Origin of the sequence: Streptomyces sp. NRRL WC-3626, assembly GCF_000718785.1 — a bacterium.
Lineage (GTDB): Bacteria > Actinomycetota > Actinomycetes > Streptomycetales > Streptomycetaceae > Streptomyces > Streptomyces edwardsiae.
On record NZ_JOCA01000019.1, the window covers coordinates 49701 to 70922 of the forward strand.

At 70.8% G+C, this 21222-nt stretch carries 21 protein-coding genes; 8 read left to right on the plus strand and 13 right to left on the minus strand.

The genetic code is table 11. From position 1 onward, the window contains the following. Window positions 1–147: 147 nt before the first annotated feature. Together IF28_RS0125720 and clpS are read right to left on the minus strand one after the other, a co-directional pair. Window positions 148–750, minus strand: coding sequence for a DUF2017 domain-containing protein (locus IF28_RS0125720; protein WP_030224765.1), 603 nt, complete (start codon window positions 748–750; stop codon window positions 148–150). Between the two features lie 71 nt (window positions 751–821). Next, a complete protein-coding gene (gene clpS, locus IF28_RS0125725) occupies window positions 822–1139 on the minus strand; it encodes an ATP-dependent Clp protease adapter ClpS (RefSeq protein ID WP_030224767.1) in 318 nt (105 codons plus the stop codon). A gap of 97 nt (window positions 1140–1236) precedes the next feature. On the opposite strand from clpS, the gene IF28_RS0125730 reads away from it, so the two are divergent. Next, window positions 1237–2583 carry a nicotinate phosphoribosyltransferase gene (locus IF28_RS0125730; protein WP_030224770.1) on the plus strand — a complete coding sequence of 449 codons (1347 nt, stop codon included), beginning with the start codon at window positions 1237–1239 and terminating at the stop codon, window positions 2581–2583. Window positions 2584–2677: 94 nt separating this feature from the next. Continuing rightward, complete coding sequence (locus IF28_RS0125735) at window positions 2678–3271, plus strand: isochorismatase family protein (RefSeq protein WP_030224772.1); 594 nt, start codon at window positions 2678–2680, stop codon at window positions 3269–3271. Window positions 3272–3402: 131 nt separating this feature from the next. Here IF28_RS0125735 and IF28_RS0125740 read toward each other — a convergent pair whose 3' ends face one another. Together IF28_RS0125740 and IF28_RS0125745 are read right to left on the minus strand one after the other, a co-directional pair. After that, the gene (locus IF28_RS0125740; RefSeq protein ID WP_030224774.1) at window positions 3403–3708 is read right to left on the minus strand and encodes a hypothetical protein; all 306 of its coding nucleotides are present in this window, start codon (window positions 3706–3708) and stop codon (window positions 3403–3405) included. A 135-nt stretch (window positions 3709–3843) separates the two neighbouring features. Next, complete coding sequence (locus IF28_RS0125745) at window positions 3844–6219, minus strand: immune inhibitor A domain-containing protein (RefSeq protein ID WP_030224779.1); 2376 nt, start codon at window positions 6217–6219, stop codon at window positions 3844–3846. A 389-nt stretch (window positions 6220–6608) separates the two neighbouring features. Between IF28_RS0125745 and IF28_RS0125750 the strand changes: the two genes are divergently transcribed. Continuing rightward, window positions 6609–6902, plus strand: a complete 294-nt coding sequence (locus IF28_RS0125750; protein WP_051713880.1) for a hypothetical protein — start codon at window positions 6609–6611, stop codon at window positions 6900–6902. 69 nt (window positions 6903–6971) lie between these two features. Here the strand turns inward: IF28_RS0125750 and IF28_RS0125755 are convergent, their stop codons facing one another. From IF28_RS0125755 to hppD, 4 genes are all read right to left on the minus strand, one after another. Continuing rightward, complete coding sequence (locus IF28_RS0125755) at window positions 6972–7586, minus strand: RDD family protein (protein WP_030224784.1); 615 nt, start codon at window positions 7584–7586, stop codon at window positions 6972–6974. Between the two features lie 97 nt (window positions 7587–7683). Further along, the gene (locus IF28_RS0125760) at window positions 7684–9063 is read right to left on the minus strand and encodes an RDD family protein (protein WP_030224786.1); all 1380 of its coding nucleotides are present in this window, start codon (window positions 9061–9063) and stop codon (window positions 7684–7686) included. Between the two features lie 115 nt (window positions 9064–9178). Further along, on the minus strand, window positions 9179–10585 hold the full coding sequence (locus tag IF28_RS0125765) for an FAD-binding oxidoreductase (protein WP_030224791.1): 1407 nt from the start codon (window positions 10583–10585) through the stop codon (window positions 9179–9181). Window positions 10586–10976: 391 nt separating this feature from the next. Next, window positions 10977–12125, minus strand: coding sequence for a 4-hydroxyphenylpyruvate dioxygenase (gene hppD / locus IF28_RS0125770; RefSeq protein WP_030224793.1), 1149 nt, complete (start codon window positions 12123–12125; stop codon window positions 10977–10979). 122 nt (window positions 12126–12247) lie between these two features. On the opposite strand from hppD, the gene IF28_RS0125775 reads away from it, so the two are divergent. The 5 genes from IF28_RS0125775 to IF28_RS0125795 are packed head-to-tail and all read left to right on the plus strand — an operon-like array spanning window position 12248 to window position 16503. Beyond that, the gene (locus tag IF28_RS0125775) at window positions 12248–12718 is read left to right on the plus strand and encodes an Lrp/AsnC family transcriptional regulator (RefSeq protein ID WP_006134418.1); all 471 of its coding nucleotides are present in this window, start codon (window positions 12248–12250) and stop codon (window positions 12716–12718) included. Window positions 12719–12739: 21 nt separating this feature from the next. After that, complete coding sequence (locus IF28_RS0125780) at window positions 12740–13387, plus strand: ABC transporter permease (protein ID WP_030224798.1); 648 nt, start codon at window positions 12740–12742, stop codon at window positions 13385–13387. Beyond that, complete coding sequence (locus IF28_RS0125785; RefSeq protein ID WP_078621417.1) at window positions 13380–14654, plus strand: ABC transporter ATP-binding protein; 1275 nt, start codon at window positions 13380–13382, stop codon at window positions 14652–14654. Before IF28_RS0125780 ends, IF28_RS0125785 begins: the two co-directional genes overlap by 8 nt. After that, window positions 14651–15538 carry an ABC transporter permease gene (locus tag IF28_RS0125790; RefSeq protein WP_030224806.1) on the plus strand — a complete coding sequence of 296 codons (888 nt, stop codon included), beginning with the start codon at window positions 14651–14653 and terminating at the stop codon, window positions 15536–15538. Before IF28_RS0125785 ends, IF28_RS0125790 begins: the two co-directional genes overlap by 4 nt. Beyond that, window positions 15535–16503, plus strand: a complete 969-nt coding sequence (locus IF28_RS0125795) for a glycine betaine ABC transporter substrate-binding protein (protein ID WP_030224808.1) — start codon at window positions 15535–15537, stop codon at window positions 16501–16503. The genes IF28_RS0125790 and IF28_RS0125795 overlap by 4 nt, the downstream gene beginning before the upstream one ends. Here the strand turns inward: IF28_RS0125795 and IF28_RS0125800 are convergent, their stop codons facing one another. From IF28_RS0125800 to IF28_RS0125820, 5 genes are all read right to left on the minus strand, one after another. Further along, window positions 16504–17295, minus strand: coding sequence for a PDZ domain-containing protein (locus IF28_RS0125800; RefSeq protein ID WP_030224810.1), 792 nt, complete (start codon window positions 17293–17295; stop codon window positions 16504–16506). A gap of 519 nt (window positions 17296–17814) precedes the next feature. Next, window positions 17815–18456, minus strand: a complete 642-nt coding sequence (locus IF28_RS0125805) for an IclR family transcriptional regulator (RefSeq protein WP_030224812.1) — start codon at window positions 18454–18456, stop codon at window positions 17815–17817. A 276-nt stretch (window positions 18457–18732) separates the two neighbouring features. Beyond that, window positions 18733–20532, minus strand: coding sequence for a DEAD/DEAH box helicase (locus IF28_RS0125810; protein ID WP_030224814.1), 1800 nt, complete (start codon window positions 20530–20532; stop codon window positions 18733–18735). 115 nt (window positions 20533–20647) lie between these two features. Further along, window positions 20648–21016 (minus strand): type II toxin-antitoxin system death-on-curing family toxin, encoded by a 369-nt coding sequence (locus IF28_RS0125815; protein ID WP_030224817.1) that lies wholly within the window; start codon window positions 21014–21016, stop codon window positions 20648–20650. Then, entirely contained in the window at window positions 21016–21213 is a 198-nt protein-coding gene (locus IF28_RS0125820) for a hypothetical protein (RefSeq protein ID WP_030224818.1), read from the minus strand. The genes IF28_RS0125815 and IF28_RS0125820 overlap by 1 nt, the downstream gene beginning before the upstream one ends. Window positions 21214–21222: the final 9 nt, after the last annotated feature.

Here is a 21222-nt window from a genome sequence, read left to right on the forward strand (position 1 = left end):
CATGAGCGCGGAAGAAGGAGCGGCGTCTGGTGCGTGCGAGCGCAAGGCGCCGGAGCGTCCTCGTGGCGGAGCCACGTGGGCGGTTCGGCAACGCGGCGATCGTGCGTGCCAGGCGTCGCGACGCCGCGGGCATGTGCCGGACACCCCCTAAGGCATAAGGGTGTTGACGAGGGTCTCCTGGAGGCCGCCGAGCCACAGGTAGGCCATCACCATCGGCTTGCGCGGGTCCTCGTCGGGAAGGTGGAAGAGGAGGTCGCTGTCGTCCTCGTCGCTGACCTCCAGGCGGGAGCCGATGGCGAGGCGCAGGTCGTTGAGGGCGCCGAGCCACTGCCGGGACTTCTCCGGCGAGAGTTCCAGCATCGCCGCGCTCTCGCCGGCCGGGCTGAGCGCGTCCAGGGAGCGGATCACCGCGAGGGCGTTGTCGCGCTTGCCGGCCCGCAGGTCGTTCTCGGTGTAGCGGCGGAACTCGGCGGAGTACGCCTTCTGCTCCTCGGCCTTCTCGGGCCCGGGGGTGCCCTCGGGGTCGCGGTAGGCGTCCGGGAAGAGGCGGTGCAGCACCGGGTCGGAGGGGGGTTCGCTCGGGCCCTCGGCGAAGAGTTCGGCGAGCGGGTCGCCGGAGGCGTCCTCGGCCGGGCCGGGGCCGATGAGCTCCAGCAGCTGCACGGCGAGGGACCGGATGATGGAGATCTCGACGTCGTCGAGGGCGACGGCCGCGCCGCCGCCGGGGAGCGGTTCGAAGTGTCCTGGCATGGCGGCGATTCGCTGCTTCCGGTCCTGCGGGCGGGGGCGGGTCATGTCCGGTTCGGTCATGTCCGGATCGGTCACTTGCGGTCGTGCTGGAGGGTGGCCCACAGTCCGTAGCCGTGCATGGCCTGGACGTCGCGTTCCATCTCTTCGCGGGTGCCGCTGGAGACGACCGCGCGGCCCTTGTGGTGGACGTCCAGCATGAGCTTGGTGGCCTTGTCCTTGGGATAGCCGAAGTACGACTGGAAGACGTACGTCACGTAGCTCATGAGGTTGACCGGGTCGTTGTGCACGATCGTGACCCACGGGACGTCGGGCTCGGGTACGGCGAAGACCTCCTCCGCCGACTCGGTGCGTTCGATCTCCAGGGGTGCGGGTGACGTCACACGCCCCATGCTGCCACCGCAGGGGGGTGGACGCACAAACCGGCCCGCTGTTCCGGTCCCCGAACTGAAATCGTCAAACTGACGAGATGGGGGTACCATCCCCCACATGAACACAGCGGATCTTGGGCTGCCGGTGGATGTTCCGTCGACGGCGCTCTTCACCGACCAGTACGAGCTGACAATGCTGCGCGCCGCGCTGAAGGCCGGCACGGCCGGGCGGCGCAGCGTGTTCGAGGTCTTCACCCGGCGGCTGCCGGACGGCCGCCGCTACGGCGTGGTGGCCGGCACCGGGCGGGTCCTGGACGCGGTGGAGAACTTCCGCTTCGGCCCGGACATGATCCGGTTCCTGCGGGCGAACGACATCGTCGACGAGGAGACCCTGGACTGGCTCGCCGGCTACCGCTTCTCCGGTGACATCTGGGGCTACCCGGAGGGCGAGGTGTACTTCCCGGGCTCGCCGATCATGCGGGTCGAGGGCAGCTTCGCCGAGTGCGTGCTGCTGGAGACGGTGATCCTGTCGATCCTCAACCACGACTCGGCCATCGCCGCGGCGGCCTCCCGGATGTCGTCGGCCGCCGGGGACCGGCCGCTGATCGAGATGGGCGCCCGGCGCACCCACGAGCTGGCCGCGGTGGCCGCCTCGCGGGCCGCGTACGTCGGCGGCTTCACCTCCACCTCCGACCTCGCGGCCGGCTTCCGCTACGGCATCCCCACCGTGGGCACCTCCGCGCACGCCTTCACCCTGCTCCACGACAGCGAGCGGGACGCCTTCCGGGCCCAGGTGGACTCCCTCGGCGGCGGTACGACGCTGCTGGTGGACACCTATGACGTGGCCGAGGCGGTCCGTACGGCCGTGGAGGTCGCGGGGCCGGAGCTGGGCGCCGTACGGATCGACTCCGGGGACCTGCTGCTGGTGGCACACCGGGTGCGGCAGCAGCTGGACGAGCTGGGCGCCACCGGCACGAAGATCATCGTGACCTCCGACCTGGATGAGTACGCCATCGCCTCGCTGGCGGCGGCGCCCGTGGACGCGTACGGGGTCGGCACCCAGCTGGTGACCGGCTCGGGGCACCCGACGGCGTCCATGGTGTACAAGCTGGTCGCGCGCGCCGAGTCCGCCGGCCCGGAGGCGCCACTGGTGCCGGTGGCGAAACGATCCACCGGCGGGAAGACCTCCATCGGCGGCCGCAAGTGGGCCGCGCGGCGGCTGGACGAGTACGGCGTCGCCGAGGCGGAGGTGATCGGCACCGGGGACCTGCCGGAGGAGCTGGCCGGGCGGGAGCTGCTGGTGCCGCTGGTGTCGGGCGGTGAGGTGATCGCCCGGGAGCCGCTGGACGTGGTCCGCGAGCGGCACGCGGCGGCGCGGGCGGGGCTGCCGCTGTCGGCCACGCAGCTGTCGCGGGGGGAGCCGGTCCTGCCCACCGAGTACGTCCATGTGGGGTCGGGCGGCTAGCCGCTCCCGCCCCTGTCCGTGTCGTCCGTCGTTCAATAGGCTCGGGGGTTACCCGTTCCCGGGCCGTCCGTCTCATAGCCGAAGGACACCTGTCATGCGCCGCGCACTGATCGTCGTTGACGTGCAGAACGACTTCTGCGAGGGAGGCAGCCTCGCCGTGGCCGGCGGGGCGGATGTGGCCGCCGCCATCACCGAGCTGATCGGGCAGGCCGCGCCGGCCGGCGGGTACCGGCATGTCGTGGCCACCCGCGATCACCACATCGCGCCCGGTAATCACTTCGCCGACAACCCCGACTTCGTACGGTCCTGGCCGGCGCACTGCGTCGCCGGGACGGAGGGGGTCGGGTTCCATCCGAACTTCGCACCCGCGGTGACGTCGGGGGCGGTGGACGCGGTGTTCTCGAAGGGGGCCTACTCGGCCGCCTACAGCGGGTTCGAGGGGGTCGACGAGAACGGGGAGTCGTTGGCGGAGTGGTTGCGGGAGCGGGCGGTGGACGAGGTGGACGTGGTGGGGATCGCCACGGACCACTGTGTGCGGGCCACCGCGGTGGACGCGGCGCGGGAGGGGTTTCGGGTGCGGGTGCTGTTGTCCTTGACGGCGGGGGTTGCCGCGGGGACCACGGAGCGGGCGTTGGATGAGCTGCGCTCGGCGGGGGTGGAGCTTTCCGGGAAGCCCGTCGTTCAGTAGCTGAGTGGCGGGGGGGGGCCGGGGGTGGGTTCGGCTCGCGGCGCCGAGCCGGTGCCGCCGCGCCCACCCGTGCCGCCCTGCGGCACGATTGCCCGCAGCGGCGGGGGTGGGGGCTGCCCGCAGCTGCGCGGCTACTGCCTCAGCAGGGCTTTTATGGGGTGCCAGAGTTCCAGGGTCAGGGTGTCCGCGGTGCGCCATATGAGGCCGTCCGGGTGGTGGAGGACCGCGGTGATCTCGTCGGGGGTGGGCGGGGCCGCGTTGCCTCGGAGGTAGACGGCGCGCAGGCCCAGGTTGCGGAGCCTGGTCAGGGCCCGGGCGCGGTTTCGGGCGTGGACGAGGACGCGGACTCCGGCGGGGGCGTCGGCGGCGGGGCTGGGCAGGTTGAGTGCCACCACCACCGTACCGTTCGGCAGCTTGGAGTAACCTCCGACGCTCATGCGGTCGTACCCCCGGGGTCGGCCTGTGTCGTCACAGGTGTCAATAAGAGAGCCACGGGAGGCACCTAAACACGGATCGGCGGTGACCCGCCAGGGGGTCACCGCCGATCATGCTCCGACCTGCGGAGATGCTACTTACCTACCTGCGGGGCCGACCTCGAGCTCGATGGTCGAGCCGTCCTTGGCCTCCTTGTTGATCTTGATCTTGGTGTTGGTGTCAGTGACCTTGACGCCCCCACCGGGGTTCGCCGCGTCGTAGTAGGTGTTCGTGCGGTCGTTGAAGACCGGCACGCCCTTCGACGAGGGGATCCACGTGGCCACGTCCGCCTTGTGCAGCAGCATCCCGTCGGTGCGGAACTTGCTGAAGGTGGCGTCGTAGGTCTGGACGCGGTTGCGCATCAGCGTTCCGTCGGACCACTTCAGCGCGGCCGGGTGCGCGTCGATCGGGAGGATCAGACCGGCGCCCGGGTGCTGGCTGGTGTTGTTGTCCGCCTGGGAGGTGTCCCACTTCCAGATCAGCAGGCCGTTCTGGTACGCGTAGTGCTCGACCCAGTCCGGGCGGGACGTGAAGCCGAAGTTGTACGGGCCGACCTCGAGGGTCTTGTCGTACGACACGTACTGGCGGTTCTCGGCGATGTAGTACTGGGCGTAGTCCTTGGTGAAGGACGCGCCCTGGCGGGTGAAGCCGTTCGCCGTCCAGGCGGCGTCCGCGCTCTCGGCGTTGTCGGAGAAGACCGGCGTGCCTCCCCCAGAGGGGGTACCCCCAGCGGTCACCGTGATCTGGTCGGCCGTGAAGCCCTTGAGGGCCACGCCACCGTCACTCTGGTAGCGGAAGCGCAGGTCGACCTTCTGGCCGGCGTAGGCGTCCAGGGAGTACGCGAACTTCTTGTAGCCGTCGACGGTGCCGTGCAGGGCCGGCTTGTCGCTGCCGTCGCGCGGGATCGGCTGGCCGTCGACCGTTCCGTCGAGGGCGGTCCAGTTGGCGCCGCCGTCGGTGGACACCTCGGTGTAGAGGTAGTCGTAGTTGGCCTCGATCTCGTACCAGCCGTCGAAGGTGAGATCGGCGGCAGACTTGCCGGTCAGGTCGACCGAACGCGTCAGCGTGTTCTTGAGGTTGTCACCGCTGCCGCTCCACCACTGGGTCTGCCCCTCGGCCGGCGGGACGATCTCGGTGGTCACGGCCTTCTTCGGCAGCGTGACGACGAGGCCCTGCTTGTGCTTGGTGTTGTACTCGGCGACACCCAGCTTGTGCCAGGAGTTGACGCCCGCCTTGGCGGTGTCGTAGTTCAGCCAGCCCAGCTGGAGCTTGTCCCAGGCGGTCATGTCGCCGGGCAGGTTGCCGATCTCCTTCTTCCCGGTGCCGAGCCAGGAACCGGAGGACATCAGCGTCCAGAAGCCGGTGGAGTTCTCGCCGCCGGCGGTGTCGTAGAGGTCCGGCAGACCGAGGTCGTGGCCGTACTCGTGGGCGAAGACGCCGAGTCCGCCGTTCTCCGGCTGGATGGTGTAGTCGCCGACCCAGATGCCGGTGGAACCGACCTGCGATCCGCCGAGCCGGTTCTGGTCCGGGCCGGTGGCGCCGGCGTCGGTGCCGAAGGCGTACCAGCGGTGGGCCCAGATGGCGTCGGTGCCCTGGACGCCGCCGCCCGCGGACTCGTCCTCGCCGGCGTGCACGATCTGGAAGTGGTCGATGTAGCCGTCGGGCTCGTTGAAGTCGCCGTCGCCGTCGAAGTCGTAACGGTCCCACTCGTCGAAGCGGGACACGTCCGCCTTGATCTGGGCGTCGGTACGGCCGGCCGCCTTCTGCTCGGCGACCCAGGCGTTCAGACCGTCGCTGACGACGTTCCACACGCTCGGGCAGTTGGTGTCGCCGCAGGCGTTGTTGCCGTAACGGGCCTCGTTGTACGGGACCTTGACCCAGTCGGAGACCTCGCCCTCGACGGAGTAGCGGCCGGAGGACTGCTTCTCGTAGTAGGTCTTGACCGAGTCGACGCCCTTGCCGGACCCGAAGTACAGGTCGTCGAAGTGCTGCTGGTCGTAGTCCTCCTGCCAGGCCGTGGAGTTGTCGGTCTTGCGGTCCGGCTTGGCGATCTGGTTGTGCTCCGGACCGGCGTCGCCGCCGTAGCGGCTGTCGACCTGGTCGCCGAACTCGACGAGGATGGTGAAGATCTTGTCGGTCTTCTCCCGTCCGAGTTCCACGTACTTGCTGTCGCCCTTTTTGCTCTTGAGCTGGACGACCTTCGAACCATCACGGTTCTTGACCGAGGTCTTACCGGATATGACCTGGTTGAGAGCTTCCTCGCGCTGGGCTGCCTGCGTCTTGGAGAGCGGGCCCTCGAGGTCGTGCTCGACGTGCTGGTTCGACGCCGGGTCGTGCCGGTCCACGGCGCTGGGACGATCGGCGCTGTCCGCCGAATCGGCCTGGGCCACGGTGAACGCAGAGCACGTGGCGGTGGCCGCCGCGAGGGCCACGCCTATCGCGGTCGCTCTGAACGTCCAGGGTCTACTACTCACTTGAGATCCCCTCCCGCGTGCGTGCGCGCGGCCGAAGGAGGTTCCGTCTATGGAAGGTCCCGCACGCACGTGATCAACGCGTGTAGTCAAGTGACGACATTTGACTAGAGGTTCGCCAGAAAAAACAGACCTTGACTTGAACAAATCAAGTGCACTATGCGGAGACGTCGTTCGCTTACCGGACGCGTCCGCACGAACCCTCGCGGGCGCGCACAACCGTCCACTTGTCGGACGCTATGACTCCGTGCGCCCCCTGTGCACCGGCCCTGTAGGTCAGGTCACGCTTACCGCGCGTTCCCCCAGGGCACGCTCGCGGTTAGAGTCGCTTGGCACAACCGCCCCGAACCGGTGGAAAGCCAGGCGGACACACCCCGACTCCCGAGGACACGATGGCCATGCCCCGTCCGACTGTCGCTCAGCTCGTTTACGGTTCGTGCACCGTGATCTTCTCGACGTTCGCCCTGCTGCTGTTGTCGGGCGCGAGTTCGGCCGCGGGCGTCGCCGTCGTCGCCGTGTCGGCGCTCGCCCTCGGGCTGCTGGTCGCCATGGCGGTGGCGCACCCCCGTCGTGCCGTCGCGGCGGTCGCGTCCGCGGCTCCGGAGCCGGTCCGGTCCATGCGGCCGGTACGGGCCACCGTGCCGTCGCCGGCGCGTGAGCCGGTGCGGGAGCGGGCGGCGTCCTGAGCGTCGTGGTGTGCGGGGCGTCGTCCCGCGGAGCCGTCGTCCCGGGCGGGCCTTCGTCTCGTACGGCCGTCATCTGGTGCTGACCACCACGGTCTTGGCCGCCTTGTCGTGCAGGCCCTGTTTGTAGGGCCGGTCGAAGAAGCTCCAGCCGCCCGCGATGATCGTCCACACACAGGCGCAGCAGAACGCGAACGGCAGCCACAGCACCAGGGCGCGGACGAACGCGGTCTGCGTGGAGGGGGTGGAGCCGTCGGCGAGGTCCGCCACCCTCATGCGCAGCCATTTCTTGCCCAGGGTCTGGCCGTTGCGGGACATCATGATGGTGTCGTAGGCGATGTAGAGCACGGCGGCGATGACGGACTGTCCCAGCGAGTTGCCGACGTTGACGTCGTCGCCGTCGACGTTGTACTCGCTGACGCCGAACGGCCAGGTGAGCAGCCAGACGACGATGCCGACGAGGATCATGTCGATGACGCGGGCGAGCGTGCGCCTGCCGCTCTCGGCGAGCGGGGGCATGCCGGCCAGCGGATCGGGGGGACCGCCTCCGTACGGACCGCCGCCCGCGCCGGGGGTGTCGTACGGGGAGCCCGGCCCGGGGGTCTCCGGGCCGCCCGGCGGGGGGTGCTTGGTGAACGGGTCGTCGTCCGGCGGCTGACCGGAGCCGGGGGGCGGTTCGGTGGTCATGCCCCGAGTCGACCGTGAACCCCCGGCCGCCGCATCCGGCGAGCGGCCGTCCGGAGTAGCGGCCGTACGAAGGGGCGGCGGTCCGGGTGACGCCGGGTCAGGCGGCGACGAACGTGTGCGCCGCCTTGTCGTGCCAGCACTGGTGCCACGGCTTGTCGAACAGGCACCATACGACGCCGACGACGCCGATCACGAGCAGTCCGGGCACGCTGTAGACCAGCCAGCGGCGCAGGGCCGCGGCGAACGACGGCGCGTCGTGCCCCTCGATGTCCCGTACCTCGATGCCCAGCAGCCTCTTGCCCAGGGTGCGGCCCCACTTGACGGTGGGCAGCACCTCGAGGAGGACACCGGCGAGGAGGAGGACGGCGAGGACGATGCCGAGGTGGACGGCGGTGGTGCCGTCGAGGAGCCAGACGGTGACGGTCCGGCCGGACTGCTTGGCCGCCTCGATCTTCGCGTCGATGTGGTCCATGGCCCGTGTGCCGAGCGGGACGGCGGCGAGGGCGGTGACGGCGCCGAGGACGACGGTGTCCAGCAGCCGGGCGGCCAGCCGCTTGCCCAGCGGGGCGGGGCGGGCCGCCGCCTGGCGGCGGGCGGCGGCCTGGAACACGTCGTCGACCGGGGGCTTCCAGGGCGCGACGGGCGCTTCCCCGTCGCCCGCCAGCCGGTGCACCTGCTGTGCCCAGGAGGACTGGCCGCCCCCGGGGCCGCTCGCGAGGGGCGCGGCGGCGGGCTGGGCGGCCGCCGCCTGCGGGGGGACGGCGGGGGCGGTGGCCTGCTGCGGGGCGGACGGCGTCGCGGCTGCCGCCGCCGCTGCCCGGGCGGCCGCCGCCTTGCCGGCGCCGAAACCGGGCCGCCCGGGGGCGGCGGTTCCGGTGCCGGGCTCGCCCGTGCGCGGGGGCACGGCGCGGAAGGTCATCGTGCCGTCGTCCGTGGCGGCGGCGGGCTCCTGCCGGGACTGCCCGGCCGGGCGGCGGAAGACGAAGGTGCTGCCGGAGGCGGCCTCCGCCTCCCCGTCCGGGGTGTCCGCGGTCTGCGGAGCGGGCGCCGGCGCCGGCGCCGCCGTGTGCGGGATTCTCGGGTCGGCGCCCCAGGAGACCTTGCGGTCCTGGTCGCCGCCGAAGCCGGTCTGGTGGGAGCGGTCGGCGCCCCAGGCCGAGGCGGGTTCCGGCCGGCTGCCGTGCTGTGCCTCGGCCGGGGAGACGGCGGGCTCGGAGGCCGGGGCCGGGAAGGCCGGGGACGGTGCCTCGGCCGGGTCCTCGTCGAAGAAGTGCGGGCCGGTCTCCTCGACGGCGGGCCGGGCCGGTCCCGCGCCGCCCGGTGAGGCGAGCGGCTCGCCGTCCTTGGGCGCCGGACGGCTCGTGCCCGGTACCCAGGAGGCACCGTTCCAGTACCGGACGTATCCGGGAATGGAGGGGTCCGGGTAATACCCTTCGCGGGGCCTGTCGTCGCCGGGGGCCGGGGTTGGGGCGCTCATGTCCGTCGTCCCGTATCTGCTCGAGGGGTGGGTCGGAGGGAACCACATCTATCAGACGAGCGGGGACCTGACCGCCCGTCCGGCCGGACCCCACCCGTTTCGGGCACGTTCTCGTTCAGAAGAGCTTGCCGGGGTTGAGAATGCCCCGCGGGTCGAAGACCTGCTTCACGGCCCGCTGCATCTCCAGCCCGACGGGGCCGATCTCACGCGCCAGCCACTCCTTCTTCAGCACGCCGACGCCGTGTTCGCCGGTGATGGTGCCGCCGAGTTCCAGGCCGAGCGCCATAATCTCATCGAACGACTCGCGGGCCCGCCGCGACTCATCGGGGTCGGAGGCGTCGAAGCAGACCGTCGGGTGGGTGTTGCCGTCGCCGGCGTGGGCGACGACGCCGATGGTGAGCCCGTACTTCTCCGAGATCCGCTCGACGCCGTCGATGAGTTCGCCCAGCCTGGAGCGGGGCACGCACACGTCGTCGATCATCGTGGTGCCCTTGACGGCTTCGAGGGCGACCAGGGACATCCGCCGTGCCTGGAGCAGCAGTTCGGACTCGGCGGCGTCCTCGGCGGGGACGACCTGGGTGGCGCCGGCGGCCTCGCAGAGCGCGCCGAGGGCGGCGAGGTCGGCGGCGGGGTCGGTGGTGTCGAAGGCGGCGAGCAGCAGGGCCTCGGTGGACTCCGGGAGGCCCATGCGGGCCATGTCGTTGACCGCCTTGACCGTCGTACGGTCCATGAGTTCGAGGAGGGAGGGGACGTGCCCGCCCTCCATGATCCGGCACACGGCGTCGCAGGCGGCGGCGCCGGAGGCGAACTCGGCGGCCAGCACCAGTTGCTCGGGCGGCTTGGGGCGCAGGGCGAGGACCGCGCGGACGACGATGCCGAGGGAGCCCTCGGAGCCGACGAACAGACGGGTCAGGTCGTAGCCGGCGACGCCCTTGGCGGTGCGGCGGCCGGTGGACATCAGCCGGCCGTCGGCGAGGACGACGTCCAGGCCGAGGACGTACTCGGCGGTCACGCCGTACTTCACGCAGCACAGGCCGCCGGACGCGGTGCCGATGTTGCCGCCGATGGTGCAGGTCTCCCAGCTGGAGGGGTCCGGCGGGTAGTACAGGCCGTGTTCGCCGACGGCGCGGGAGAGGGTGGCGTTGACGACGCCTGGTTCGACGACCGCGATCCGGTCGACCGGGCTGATCTCCAGGATGCGGTCCATCCTGGTCAGGGAGAGCACGACGCAGCCGTCGGTGGCGTTGGCGGCGCCGGACAGGCCGGTGCGGGCGCCCTGGGGGACGACGGGGACGTCCAGTTCGGTGGCGGTGCGCATGACGTGCTGGACGTGTTCGACGGTGCGCGGCAGGACCACGACGGCGGGGGTGCCGGCCGGGCAGAAGCTCGCCATGTCGTGGGCGTAGGAGGCGGTGATGTCGGGGTCGGTGAGGACGGCTTCGCGGGGCAGGCCGTCGAGGAGCCGGCCCACCAGGGGCACCGTGTCTTCATCGCGTAGCGCTTCGATACGGCTCATGATCACAGCGTCGCACCCCCACCCACGACTGTGAACCCCCGCGCCCACGCGCACGCCTGCCGCCGGTCCGCGGGCAGGCGTGCCTGCCGCTCTCCGCGTGCCGCGCGCCTGCCGCCGCCGCTCCGCGCCCCGCGTGACTGGCGCTGCCCTCCGCACTCCGCGCGCCGCGTGACTGGCGCTGTCCTCCGCACTCCGCGGGCAGGCGTGCCGCAGGGCGGCACGGGTGGGCGCGACGGCACCCCGTAAGCGCCGGGCCGCGCGATGTCCCCCGCTCAGCCGTCACCCCGGGTGACTGCTGGGCGGGGGTGGGGGTGCGCTCGCCCCGCTGGAGGGGTGCCGCTGCGCCCACCCGTGCCGCCCCAGCGGCACGACTGCCCGCAGCTAAGCGGGCTACGGGCTACAGGTTGCCGCGCTTTTCCTGTTCGCGTTCGATGGCCTCGAAGAGCGCCTTGAAGTTGCCCTTGCCGAAGCCCATCGAGCCGTGGCGTTCGATCAGCTCGAAGAAGACCGTCGGCCGGTCCTGGACCGGCTTCGTGAAGATCTGCAGCAGATAGCCGTCCTCGTCCCGGTCCACCAGGATCTTCAGCTCACGCAGCGTGTCCACCGGCACCCGCGTCTCCCCCGCCCACTCCCCGAGCGTGTCGTAGTACGAGTCCGGCGTGTCCAGGAACTGCACCCCCGACGCCCGCATCCACCGCACCGTCTCCACGATGTCGTTCGTGTTCAGCGCGATGTGCTGCACGCCCGCACCGCCGTAGAACTCCAGGTACTCGTCGATCTGCGACTTCTTCTTCGCGATCGCCGGCTCGTTGATCGGGAACTTCACCTTCAGCGTCCCGTCGGCGACCACCTTCGACATCAGCGCGCTGTACTCGGTCGCGATGTCGTCGCCCACGAACTCCTTCATGTTCGTGAAGCCCATGACCTTGTTGTAGAACTCCACCCACTCGTTCATCCGCCCGAGCTCGACGTTGCCGACACAGTGGTCGACCGCCTGGAAGGTGCGCCGCTCCGGCGGTGCGACGATCGGGTCGGCGGCGGCGTACCCGGGCAGGTACGGCCCGTCGTAGCCGCCGCGCTCGACGAGGGTGTGCCGCGTCCTGCCGTAGGTGGCGATCGCCGCGAGGACGACCGTGCCGTGCTCGTCCTTCAGCTCGTACGGCTCGGCGACGGAGCGGGCGCCGTGCTCCATGGCGTAGGCGTACGCGGCGCGGGCGTCCGGGACCTCGATGGCGAGGTCGACGACGCCGTCGCCGTGCGCGCTCACATGGTCGGCGAGGAAGGTGCCCCATTCCGTGGCCTGCTTGATCACCGAGGTGAACACGAAGCGGGCGGAGCCGCTCTCCAGGACGTAGCTCGCGGTCTCGCGGCTGCCGTTCTCCGGTCCGGAGTAGGCGACCAGCTTCATGCCGAAGGCGGTGGAGTAGTAGTGCGCCGCCTGCTTGGCGTTGCCCACGGCGAAGACGACCGCGTCCATTCCCTTGACCGGGAAGGGGTCGGCCTGCCGGGCGGTCGCTTCGGGAGTGTGGTGTGTGGTCTGCGTCATAGGGGCAGCGTGGGCCAGTACCGCAAGGTGCGCAATAGTTCGGCTGTTCACTGGGCAATGTGTTCAGTCGTACGCCTGTATCGGCGGGCTTTCCGTACAGGCTGACCATCGGGGAGGACCGTATGGCGATCGATCATCTGGACGGGCGGATCATCCTGCTGCTCGCGCGGGAGCCGCGCATCGGGGTGCTGGAGATGTCCCGGCGGCTGGGCGTGGCGCGCGGCACCGTGCAGGCCCGCCTCGACCGGCTTCAGTCGAACGGAGTCATCCGCGGATTCGGCCCCCAGGTGGATCCGGCGGCCCTCGGCTACCCGGTCACGGCGTTCGCCACGCTGCAGATCAGACAGGGTCAAGGGGCCGACGTACGGGCCCACTTGGCGACCGTTCCCGAGGTGCTGGAGCTGCACACCACCACCGGCACCGGGGACATGCTGTGCCGGCTGGTGGCGCGTTCCAACGCCGATCTTCAGCGGGTGATCGACCGTGTCGTCGGTTTTGATGGCATCGTGCGGGCCTCCACGGCGATCGTCATGGAGAACCCCGTTCCGCTGCGGATCATCCCGCTGGTGGAGCAGGCCGCGCTCGGCGAGTGAACCGACCTGGAGTGAGCGGACGTGAACTTCTGGGAGTACCTGGGCAGCCGCCATCAGCAACTGCTCACCGACGCCTACCAGCACGCCAGCGTGGTCTTCCAGTGCATGGTGGTGGCGACGCTGATCGGGGTGCTGATCGGGGTGGTCACCTATCGCAGCGAGTGGGCGGGGAACCTCGCCACGACCACCACCGCCACCCTGCTGACCATCCCGGCGCTGGCCATGATCGGTCTGCTGATCCCCGTCGTGGGGCTGGGCGTGCCGCCGACGGTGATCGCGCTGACGCTGTACGGGCTGCTGCCGATCGTGCGGAACGCGATCGTGGGACTGCGCGGGGTCGATCCGTCGCTGGTGGACGCGGCCAAGGGGATCGGGATGTCGCGGGCGGCGCGGCTGGCGCGCGTCGAGCTGCCGCTGGCGTGGCCGCCGATCCTGACCGGGATCCGGGTCTCCACGCAGATGCTGATGGGCATCGCCGCCATCGCCGCGTACGCCTCCGGGCCCGGGCTCGGCAACCTGATCTTCCGCGGGATCGCCTCGCTGGGCAGCAAGAACGCGCTGAACCAGGTGCTCGCGGGCACCCTCGGGATCATCATCCTGGCCCTGCTGTTCGACGCCGCGTACGTCCTGATCGGGCGGCTGACCATTTCCAGGGGGATCCGTGCCTGACCGATCCGTGTCCGAGGCCGACGCACCCGGGAAGGAGTCCGGGTCGGTCGGGGCGACCATCGAGCTGGAAGGGCTGACCAAGCGGTACCCGGGCAGCGCGCTGCCGGCCGTCGACGACGTCAGCATGGACATCAGCGCGGGCGAGACGGTGGTCTTCGTCGGCCCCTCGGGCTGCGGGAAGTCCACCACCCTGAAGATGATCAACCGGCTGATCGAGCCGACGGGCGGCCGGATCCGGATCGGCGGCGAGGACGTCACCGACATGGATCCGGTACGGCTGCGCCGCAAGATCGGGTACGCGATCCAGGCGAGCGGGCTCTTCCCGCACATGACGGTGGCGCAGAACATCGCGCTGGTGCCGAGGATGCTGCGCTGGCCGGCGGCCCGGGTGCGGGACCGGGTGGAGGAGATGCTGGACCTGGTCGGTCTGGACCCCGGCGAGTTCCACGGCCGCTATCCGCGCCAGCTGTCCGGCGGTCAGCAGCAGCGGGTGGGCGTGGCGCGGGCGCTGGCGGCGGATCCGCCGGTGCTGCTGATGGACGAGCCGTTCGGCGCGGTCGACCCGATCACCCGGGACCACCTCCAGGACGAGCTGATCCGGCTCCAGCGGGAGCTGCACAAGACGATCGTCTTCGTCACCCACGACTTCGACGAGGCGATCAAGATCGGCGACCGGATCGCGGTGCTGCGCGAGCGCTCCCACATCGCCCAGTTCGACACGCCGGAGGCGATCCTCACCAACCCCGCCGACGACTTCGTGTCCGGTTTCGTGGGCGCCGGGGCCGCGCTGAAGCGGCTCAACCTCACCCGGGTGCGGGACGTGGAGATCACCGACTATCCGACGGTGTCCGTCGACGACCCGATCCAGCAGATCTTCGACCGGCTGCGCGCCGGCGGTCACAACGAGATCCTGCTGCTCGACAAGCGGGGCCGTCCCTACAAGTGGCTGCGGCGCGGCGACATGATGCGCGCGAAGGGTTCGCTGGCTCGCGCGGGCACGCTGGTGCACGACACGGTGACGCGGGACGCGACCCTGCGGGACGCGCTGGAGGCGGTGCTCACCGACAACACGGGGCGGGTCGCCGTCACCGGGCGGCGGGGGGCGTACGAGGGTGTCGTGGACGTGGAGACGCTGATGAACTCCGTGCACGAACTCCTCGAGGCGGACCGGCTGGAGGCGATGGACGCCCAACACGACCTGCAGGAGCACCGGTCCGCGCAGACCCACGCGGAGCAGGAGGGCTTCGGCGGGGAGGAGAAGGCGTGAGGGCGGCCACGCCCGGCTCCTCCGGCCGGTCCGGCTCGTCCGCGTGGCGGCCCGACGGTGAGCACGAGGTGCGGGGGCATGTCTTCCGGGACGACGGCGGCGGGTCGTCGGACGAGGAGGCCGCGGCCCCCGCCCCGGTCTCGCCGCCCCGGGTGACCTGGCGGAAGCTGACGTTCCTGCCCGTCGCGCTGATCGTCCTGCTGCTGGTGACCTGGCTGTGGTTCGAGCAGGCCGACCTCGACGCGCTGACCCGGAACGCGCTGTCGAACGGGCAGGTGTCCAAGGCGCTGTGGCAGCACATCGAACTCACCGTGATCTCGACGTTCTTCGTGCTGATCATCGCGATCCCGCTGGGCATCCTGCTGACCCGCCGGATGTTCCGCAAGGCCACCCCGGCGGCCATGGCCCTCGCCAACATGGGGCAGGCCACCCCGGCGATCGGTCTGCTGGCGCTGCTGGTGATCTGGCTGGGCATCGGCCGCAGGGCCGCCCTGATCGGCATCATCGCCTACGCCATCCTGCCGGTGCTCTCCAACACCATCGCCGGGCTGCGGGCCAACGACCCGACGCTGCTGGAGGCGGCGCGCGGCATCGGCATGTCCCCGATGGGCGTGCTCACGCGCGTGGAACTGCCGCTCGCCGTGCCCCTCATCCTCGCCGGTGTGCGCACGGCGCTCGTCCTGAACGTCGGCACGGCCACGCTGGCGACCTTCGGCGGGGGCGGCGGACTGGGCGTGCTGATCACCACCGGGATCACCAGCCAGCGGATGCCGGTACTGATCGTGGGCTCGGTCCTCACGGTCGCGCTCGCGCTGCTGGTGGACTGGCTGGCGTCGCTGGCGGAGCTGCTGCTGCGGCCGCGCGGGCTGGAGGCGGGGGCATGAGACGACGTCTGTGTCCGCTGCTCGCCGGGGCGCTGCTGCTGGCGGCCGCCGGCTGCGGGCTGACCAGCGGCTCCCCCATGGTCGACGATGTGGAACCCGGTTCCGTGGGCCGGGGGAAACCGCTGGAGGGCGCGAAACTCAACGTCACCTCCAAGGAGTTCACCGAGCAGCTGATCCTCGGCGCGATCATGGGCATCGCCTTCCAGGCGGCCGGTGCGGAGGTCGTCGACCGGACCGGCATCCAGGGGTCCGTGGGCTCCCGGGAGGCGGTCGTCAAGGGGGAGGCGGACGCCGGGTTCGAGTACACGGGCACGGCCTGGATCACGTACCAGGGCAACAGCAAGCCGATCCCGGACCCGCGCGAGCAGTGGGAGGCGGTGCGGGACGCGGATGTGAGGAACGGGGTGACCTGGCTGGCGCCGTCGCGGCTGAACAACACGTACGCCCTCGCCATGAACCAGGCGAACTACAAGAAGTACCGTACGCGGACCCTGTCCGAGGTGGCCGAGCTGGCGAAGTCCGATCCGGGGGCGGTGACGCTCTGCGTGGAGGGCGAGTTCGCCAACCGGGCGGACGGGCTGCCGGGCATGGAGAAGGCGTACGGCATGAACATCCCGGCGGGCAACGTCACGCAGATGGACACCGGGATCATCTACACCCAGACCGCCAAGGGCGCCTGTACGTACGGCGAGGTCTTCACCACCGACGGGCGCATCAAGTCCATGAACCTGGTGGTGATGGAGGACGACAGGAAGTTCTTCCCCAACTACAACGCGGCGCCGACGGTCAACTCGGACACGTTCGAGAAGTGGCCGGCCATCGCGGAGGTACTGGCGCCGGTGACGGCGAAGCTCGACAACACGGTGGCGCAGGACCTCAACGCGAAGGTGGACGTCGACGGGGAGGATCCGCACCAGGTGGCGCTGGACTGGATGGTGGACGAGGGGTTCGTCAAGAAGGGCTAGCTAGCAGCTGGGGACTTGGCCCTTGCCGTTCTCCAGGGACACGAGGGCGTCGACGGCGCTCTCGAGGGTGGTGACCGGGATCAGGCGCAGGCCGTCGGGGAGTTCGGCCCGCGCGTCGGAGCACTCGTCCTTCGGGACCAGAAAGACGGTGGCGCCGTCGCGCCTGGCCGCCTGTGTCTTGAGGGGTACGCCGCCGACCGCGCCCACGGTGCCGTTCGCGTCGATCGTGCCCGTGCCGGCGATGACGCGGCCGCCGGTGAGGTCGCCGCCGCTGCCGTCGCCGTTCAGCTTGTCGACGATGCCGAGGGAGAAGAGCAGGCCGGCGCTGGGGCCGCCCACGTCGGCGAGCTCGAGGGTGACCTCGATGTCGTCGTCCTCGCGGTCGAGGTAGTGCAGCGCGGCGCGGGTCGCCTCGTCCTGGGACTCCTTCATCTGGGCGCGGTTGTACTGCTCGATCTCCTTGACGCTGTCGCCGCTCGGGTAGACGGAGTCGCGGGGCATGACCGCCTGCTTTGTGCTGAACCAGCTGTCGATGACGTCGGGGAGGTCGACGTGGGTGTCCGGGGAGGTGGCCTCGATGGTGGTCATCCGAAGCTGCCCGCTGGTCTTCCTGACGGGGGCGCCGGTGATCGTGATGACCTGCGTCCCCTTGTTCTCGCCGAGGACGTTCGCGGTCAGCCCGGGCTGCGCGACGGAGAAGGGCAGCGGGGCGAAGCCGGCGGTGGCCAGCAGGGCCACGACGGGAACACCGAGCACGGCGAGGGCCTGCGAACGCGAGAGACGGGAGAACACGCCCCCAATCTAACGTGCCACCGTCCCCCGCAGCCGCGGGCAGTCGCGCCGCAGGGGCGGCAACGGCACCCGGCAAACGCCGGCGAGTGAACCCACCCCCGCACTCCGCCGCCGCTGCGGGCAGTCGTGCCGCTGGGGCGGCACGGGTGGGCGCAGCGGCACCCGGCAAACGCCGGCGAGTGAACCCAGCCCCGCACTCCCCCGCAGCTGCGGGCAGTCGTGCCGCTGGGGCGGCACGGGTGGGCGCAGCGGCACCCGGCGAGCGCCGGCGAGTGAACCCAGCCCTGCGTCGCACGGGTCAACGGTGTGGGTGCGGGACGGGGGGAGTCGCGCGGCCCGGCGCTGACGGGGTGCCGTCGCGCCCACCCGTGCCGCCCTGCGGCACGCCTGCCCGCGGATGGGCGGGGACGCCTGCCCGCGGAGGGGCGGGGACGCCTGCCCGCGGATCGGCGGCGGAGTGCGGGCGCGGCACGCGTGGATGTCGGCGCGTGCCGCGCCCGCACACGCGCCGGTGAAGGGTCAGCGCAGGGCTTCCGCGACCTCTCGCGCCGCGTCCATGACGCGTGTGCCGACCCGTTCCGGGACGACTTCCGACAGCATGACCACGCCGACGCTGCCCTCCACCCCCGTCACCCCCAGCAGCGGCGCGGCCGCCCCGCACGCGCCCGCCTCCAGCTCGCCGTGCGTCAGCGTGTACCCCGGCTCGTCCGCCCCCCGCTGCCGGGCGGAGAGGATCGCCTTGCCCGCGGCCCCCCGGTCCAGCGGATGCCGGAACCCCGTCCGGTACGCCACGTGGTAGTCCGTCCACGACGGCTCCACCACCGCCACCGCCAACGCCTCCGACCCGTCCACCAGCGTCAGATGCGCGGTCGCCCCGATGTCCTCCGCCAGCGACCGCAGCGCCGGCATCGCGGCCTCCCGTACCAGCGGGTGCACCTGACGGCCCAGCCTCAGCACTCCCAGCCCGACCCGGGCCCGTCCGCCCAGGTCACGTCGTACGAGGGCATGCTGCTCCAGCGTGGCGAGCAACCGGTAGACGACGGTCCGGTTCACGCCCAGTTTGTGGGATAGCTCGGTGACGGTCAGCCCGTGGTCCGTGTCGGCCAGCAGTTTGAGGACGCGCAGTCCCCGGTCGAGCGTCTGAGAGGTCTCCGCGGTCACGACGCCCACTCCTTAGTGGTGAGGTCGGCGGTCCCCTCGCGGCAGATGCGTCACCGAGTCCCGTCGGTCACGCGCTTCAGAGGCCGCCGATCGGCCGGCGGCCCGGCTGTGTCCGGGCACAGTCGCTTCACGGCTGCGCTCCGCGGCGGCGCTGCCACGGGGCGTGTGCGTAGCGGGGACAGTAGCGAGCCGGTTCGGTGAGCGGAAGGCTCCGTCCAGAATCCGGGCACTCTCACAGCGAAGTGGTTCCGTTTGTCCTCATACGTACACGCGAGGTCAGCGCATACGCGTGGCCCACTCCTGCACCTTCTCGATCCGCTGGCGCAGCTGTCCCGCCGTGGCCTCGGCGGAGGGCGGGCCGCCGCAGACGCGGCGCAGCTCGGTGTGGATGACGCCGTGCGGCTTGCCGCTCTGGTGGACGTACGCGCCGACGAGGTTGTTGAGCTTCTTGCGGAGTTCCATCATCTCCTTGTGGGAGACCACGGGCCGCCGCTCGGCGGGCAGTTCGAGCAGATCGGCCTCGGTGTCCGGCTTCTTGCGGCTGTGCGCGATCTGCCGGGCCTGCCGCTTCTGCAGCAGCATCTGCACCTGGTCGGGTTCGAGGAGGCCGGGGATGCCGAGGTAGTCCTGCTCCTCGTCGCTGCCGGGGTGGGCCTGCATGCCGAACTCGGCGCCGTTGTACATCACCCGGTCGAAGACGGCGTCGGACTCCAGTGCCTCGAAGGGCAGCATGTCCTGGTCGCCGGTGTCCTCGTCCTCCTCCCGGTTCGCCTCCTCCATCTCCTTCTCGGACTCGGCGTACGGGTCCTCCTCGCCCTCCTTCTTGGGCTTGTCGAGGACGTGGTCGCGCTCGCGCTCCATCTCGCCCGCGAAGCCGAGCAGGTCCGGGATCGTCGGCAGGAACACGGACGCGGTCTCGCCGCGCCGCCGGGACCGTACGAAACGGCCCACGGCCTGGGCGAAGAACAGCGGGGTGGAGATGGTGGTGGCGTACACGCCGACCGCGAGGCGCGGCACGTCGACGCCCTCGGACACCATGCGGACGGCGACCATCCAGCGGTCGGTGCTCTCGCTGAACGTGTCGATGTTCTTCGACGCGCCGGTGTCGTCGGACAGGACGACGGTGGCCTTGCTGCCGGTGATCTCGCGGATCAGCTTGGCGTACGCCCGCGCGGAGTCCTGGTCGGCCGCGATGACGAGGGCGCCTGCGTCCGGGATGGCCTTCCTGACCTCGGTGAGCCGCTGGTCGGCGGCGCGCAGCACGGCCGGCATCCATTCGCCGCGCGGGTCCAGCGCGGTACGCCAGGCCTGGCTGACGGCGTCCTTGGTCATGGGCTCGCCGAGGCGGGCCTCGAGCTCGTCGCCGGCCTTGGTGCGCCAGCGCATATTGCCGCTGTACGACATGAAGATGACCGGACGGACGACGTTGTCGGCGAGGGCGGAGCCGTAGCCGTACGTGTAGTCGGCGGAGGACCGCCGGATCCCGTCGTCACCCTCCTCGTACGCGACGAAGGGGATGGGGTTGGTGTCGGAGCGGAACGGCGTGCCGGTGAGCGCGAGCCGCCGCGTGGCCGGCTCGAACGCCTCGAGGCAGGCCTCGCCCCAGGACTTGGAGTCACCGGCGTGGTGGATCTCGTCGAGGATGACGAGGGTCTTGCGCTGCTCGGCCCGGTTGCGGTGCAGCATGGGGCGCACGCCGACACCGGCGTACGTCACGGCGACGCCGTCGTACTCCTTGCCGAGCGGGCCCGCGCTGTACTCCGGGTCGAGCTTGATGCCTATCCGCGCGGCGGCCTCGGCCCACTGCTTCTTCAGATGCTCGGTGGGCGCGACGACGGTCACCTGCTGCACGACGTGGTGGTGCAGCAGCCAGGAGGCCAGCGTCAGCGCGAAGGTCGTCTTGCCGGCGCCGGGCGTGGCGACCGCCAGGAAGTCCCGGGGCTGGGTCTGGATGTACTTCTCCATCGCCCCCTGCTGCCAGGCCCGCAGCTTTCCGGCGGTACCCCAGGGGGCACGTCCGGGAAAGGCCGGGGACAGGTGGTGCGAGTGGGACGCGGAGCTGGCGGTGGTAGTCACGATCTCCGATGGGGGTGGCTCGGCGGCGTACGACAACGGGCCACCCTACCGATGCGCGAACCGCCGCCGTGCCGCCACATGCCCGTCCCACCCAAGGGTGGGACCGAGGTCACAGTCAGCGCGCGAAGCGTGGCAACAGGGATGCGACCTTGGGCACATCCAGTGCCCCCTGACAGACGTCCAGCACAAACCGCTCCGCCTCGTCCACGTCGAAATCCGGATCGAGCGGATGTCCGTTCATCTGCAGGAAAACCCAGGTCGCATACCAGGCGAGACGCTTGTTTCCGTCGACAAGGGCGTGGTTACGGGCGAGGGACTCCATCAGAGCCGCAGCCTTCTGCCACACGTCCGGGTACGCGTCCTGGCCGAACACGCTGGACTGCGGACGCGCCAGAGCCGAGTCCAGCAGTCCGTAATCACGCACCGCGTCCTCCCCGAGCCTTTTCGCAAGGTTCAGCAGCTTGGGCAAGGTGAGGTAGTGCATCAGGCGAGCCTCCGGTTGAGCTCCGCGCTCGCCTTCAGTACATGCTCGGCCGCCTCATTGAACAGCCGTGAGTGTTCGTTTATGGCCTTGATCACCGCATCGTGCGCGAAGGTCTGCATGCTCCGCCCTTCCGCAGCCGCGCGCTCACGCAGGGCATCGAGCTCTTCGTCTGTAAACCGCAGGTTCAATCCAGCCATGCCATCACG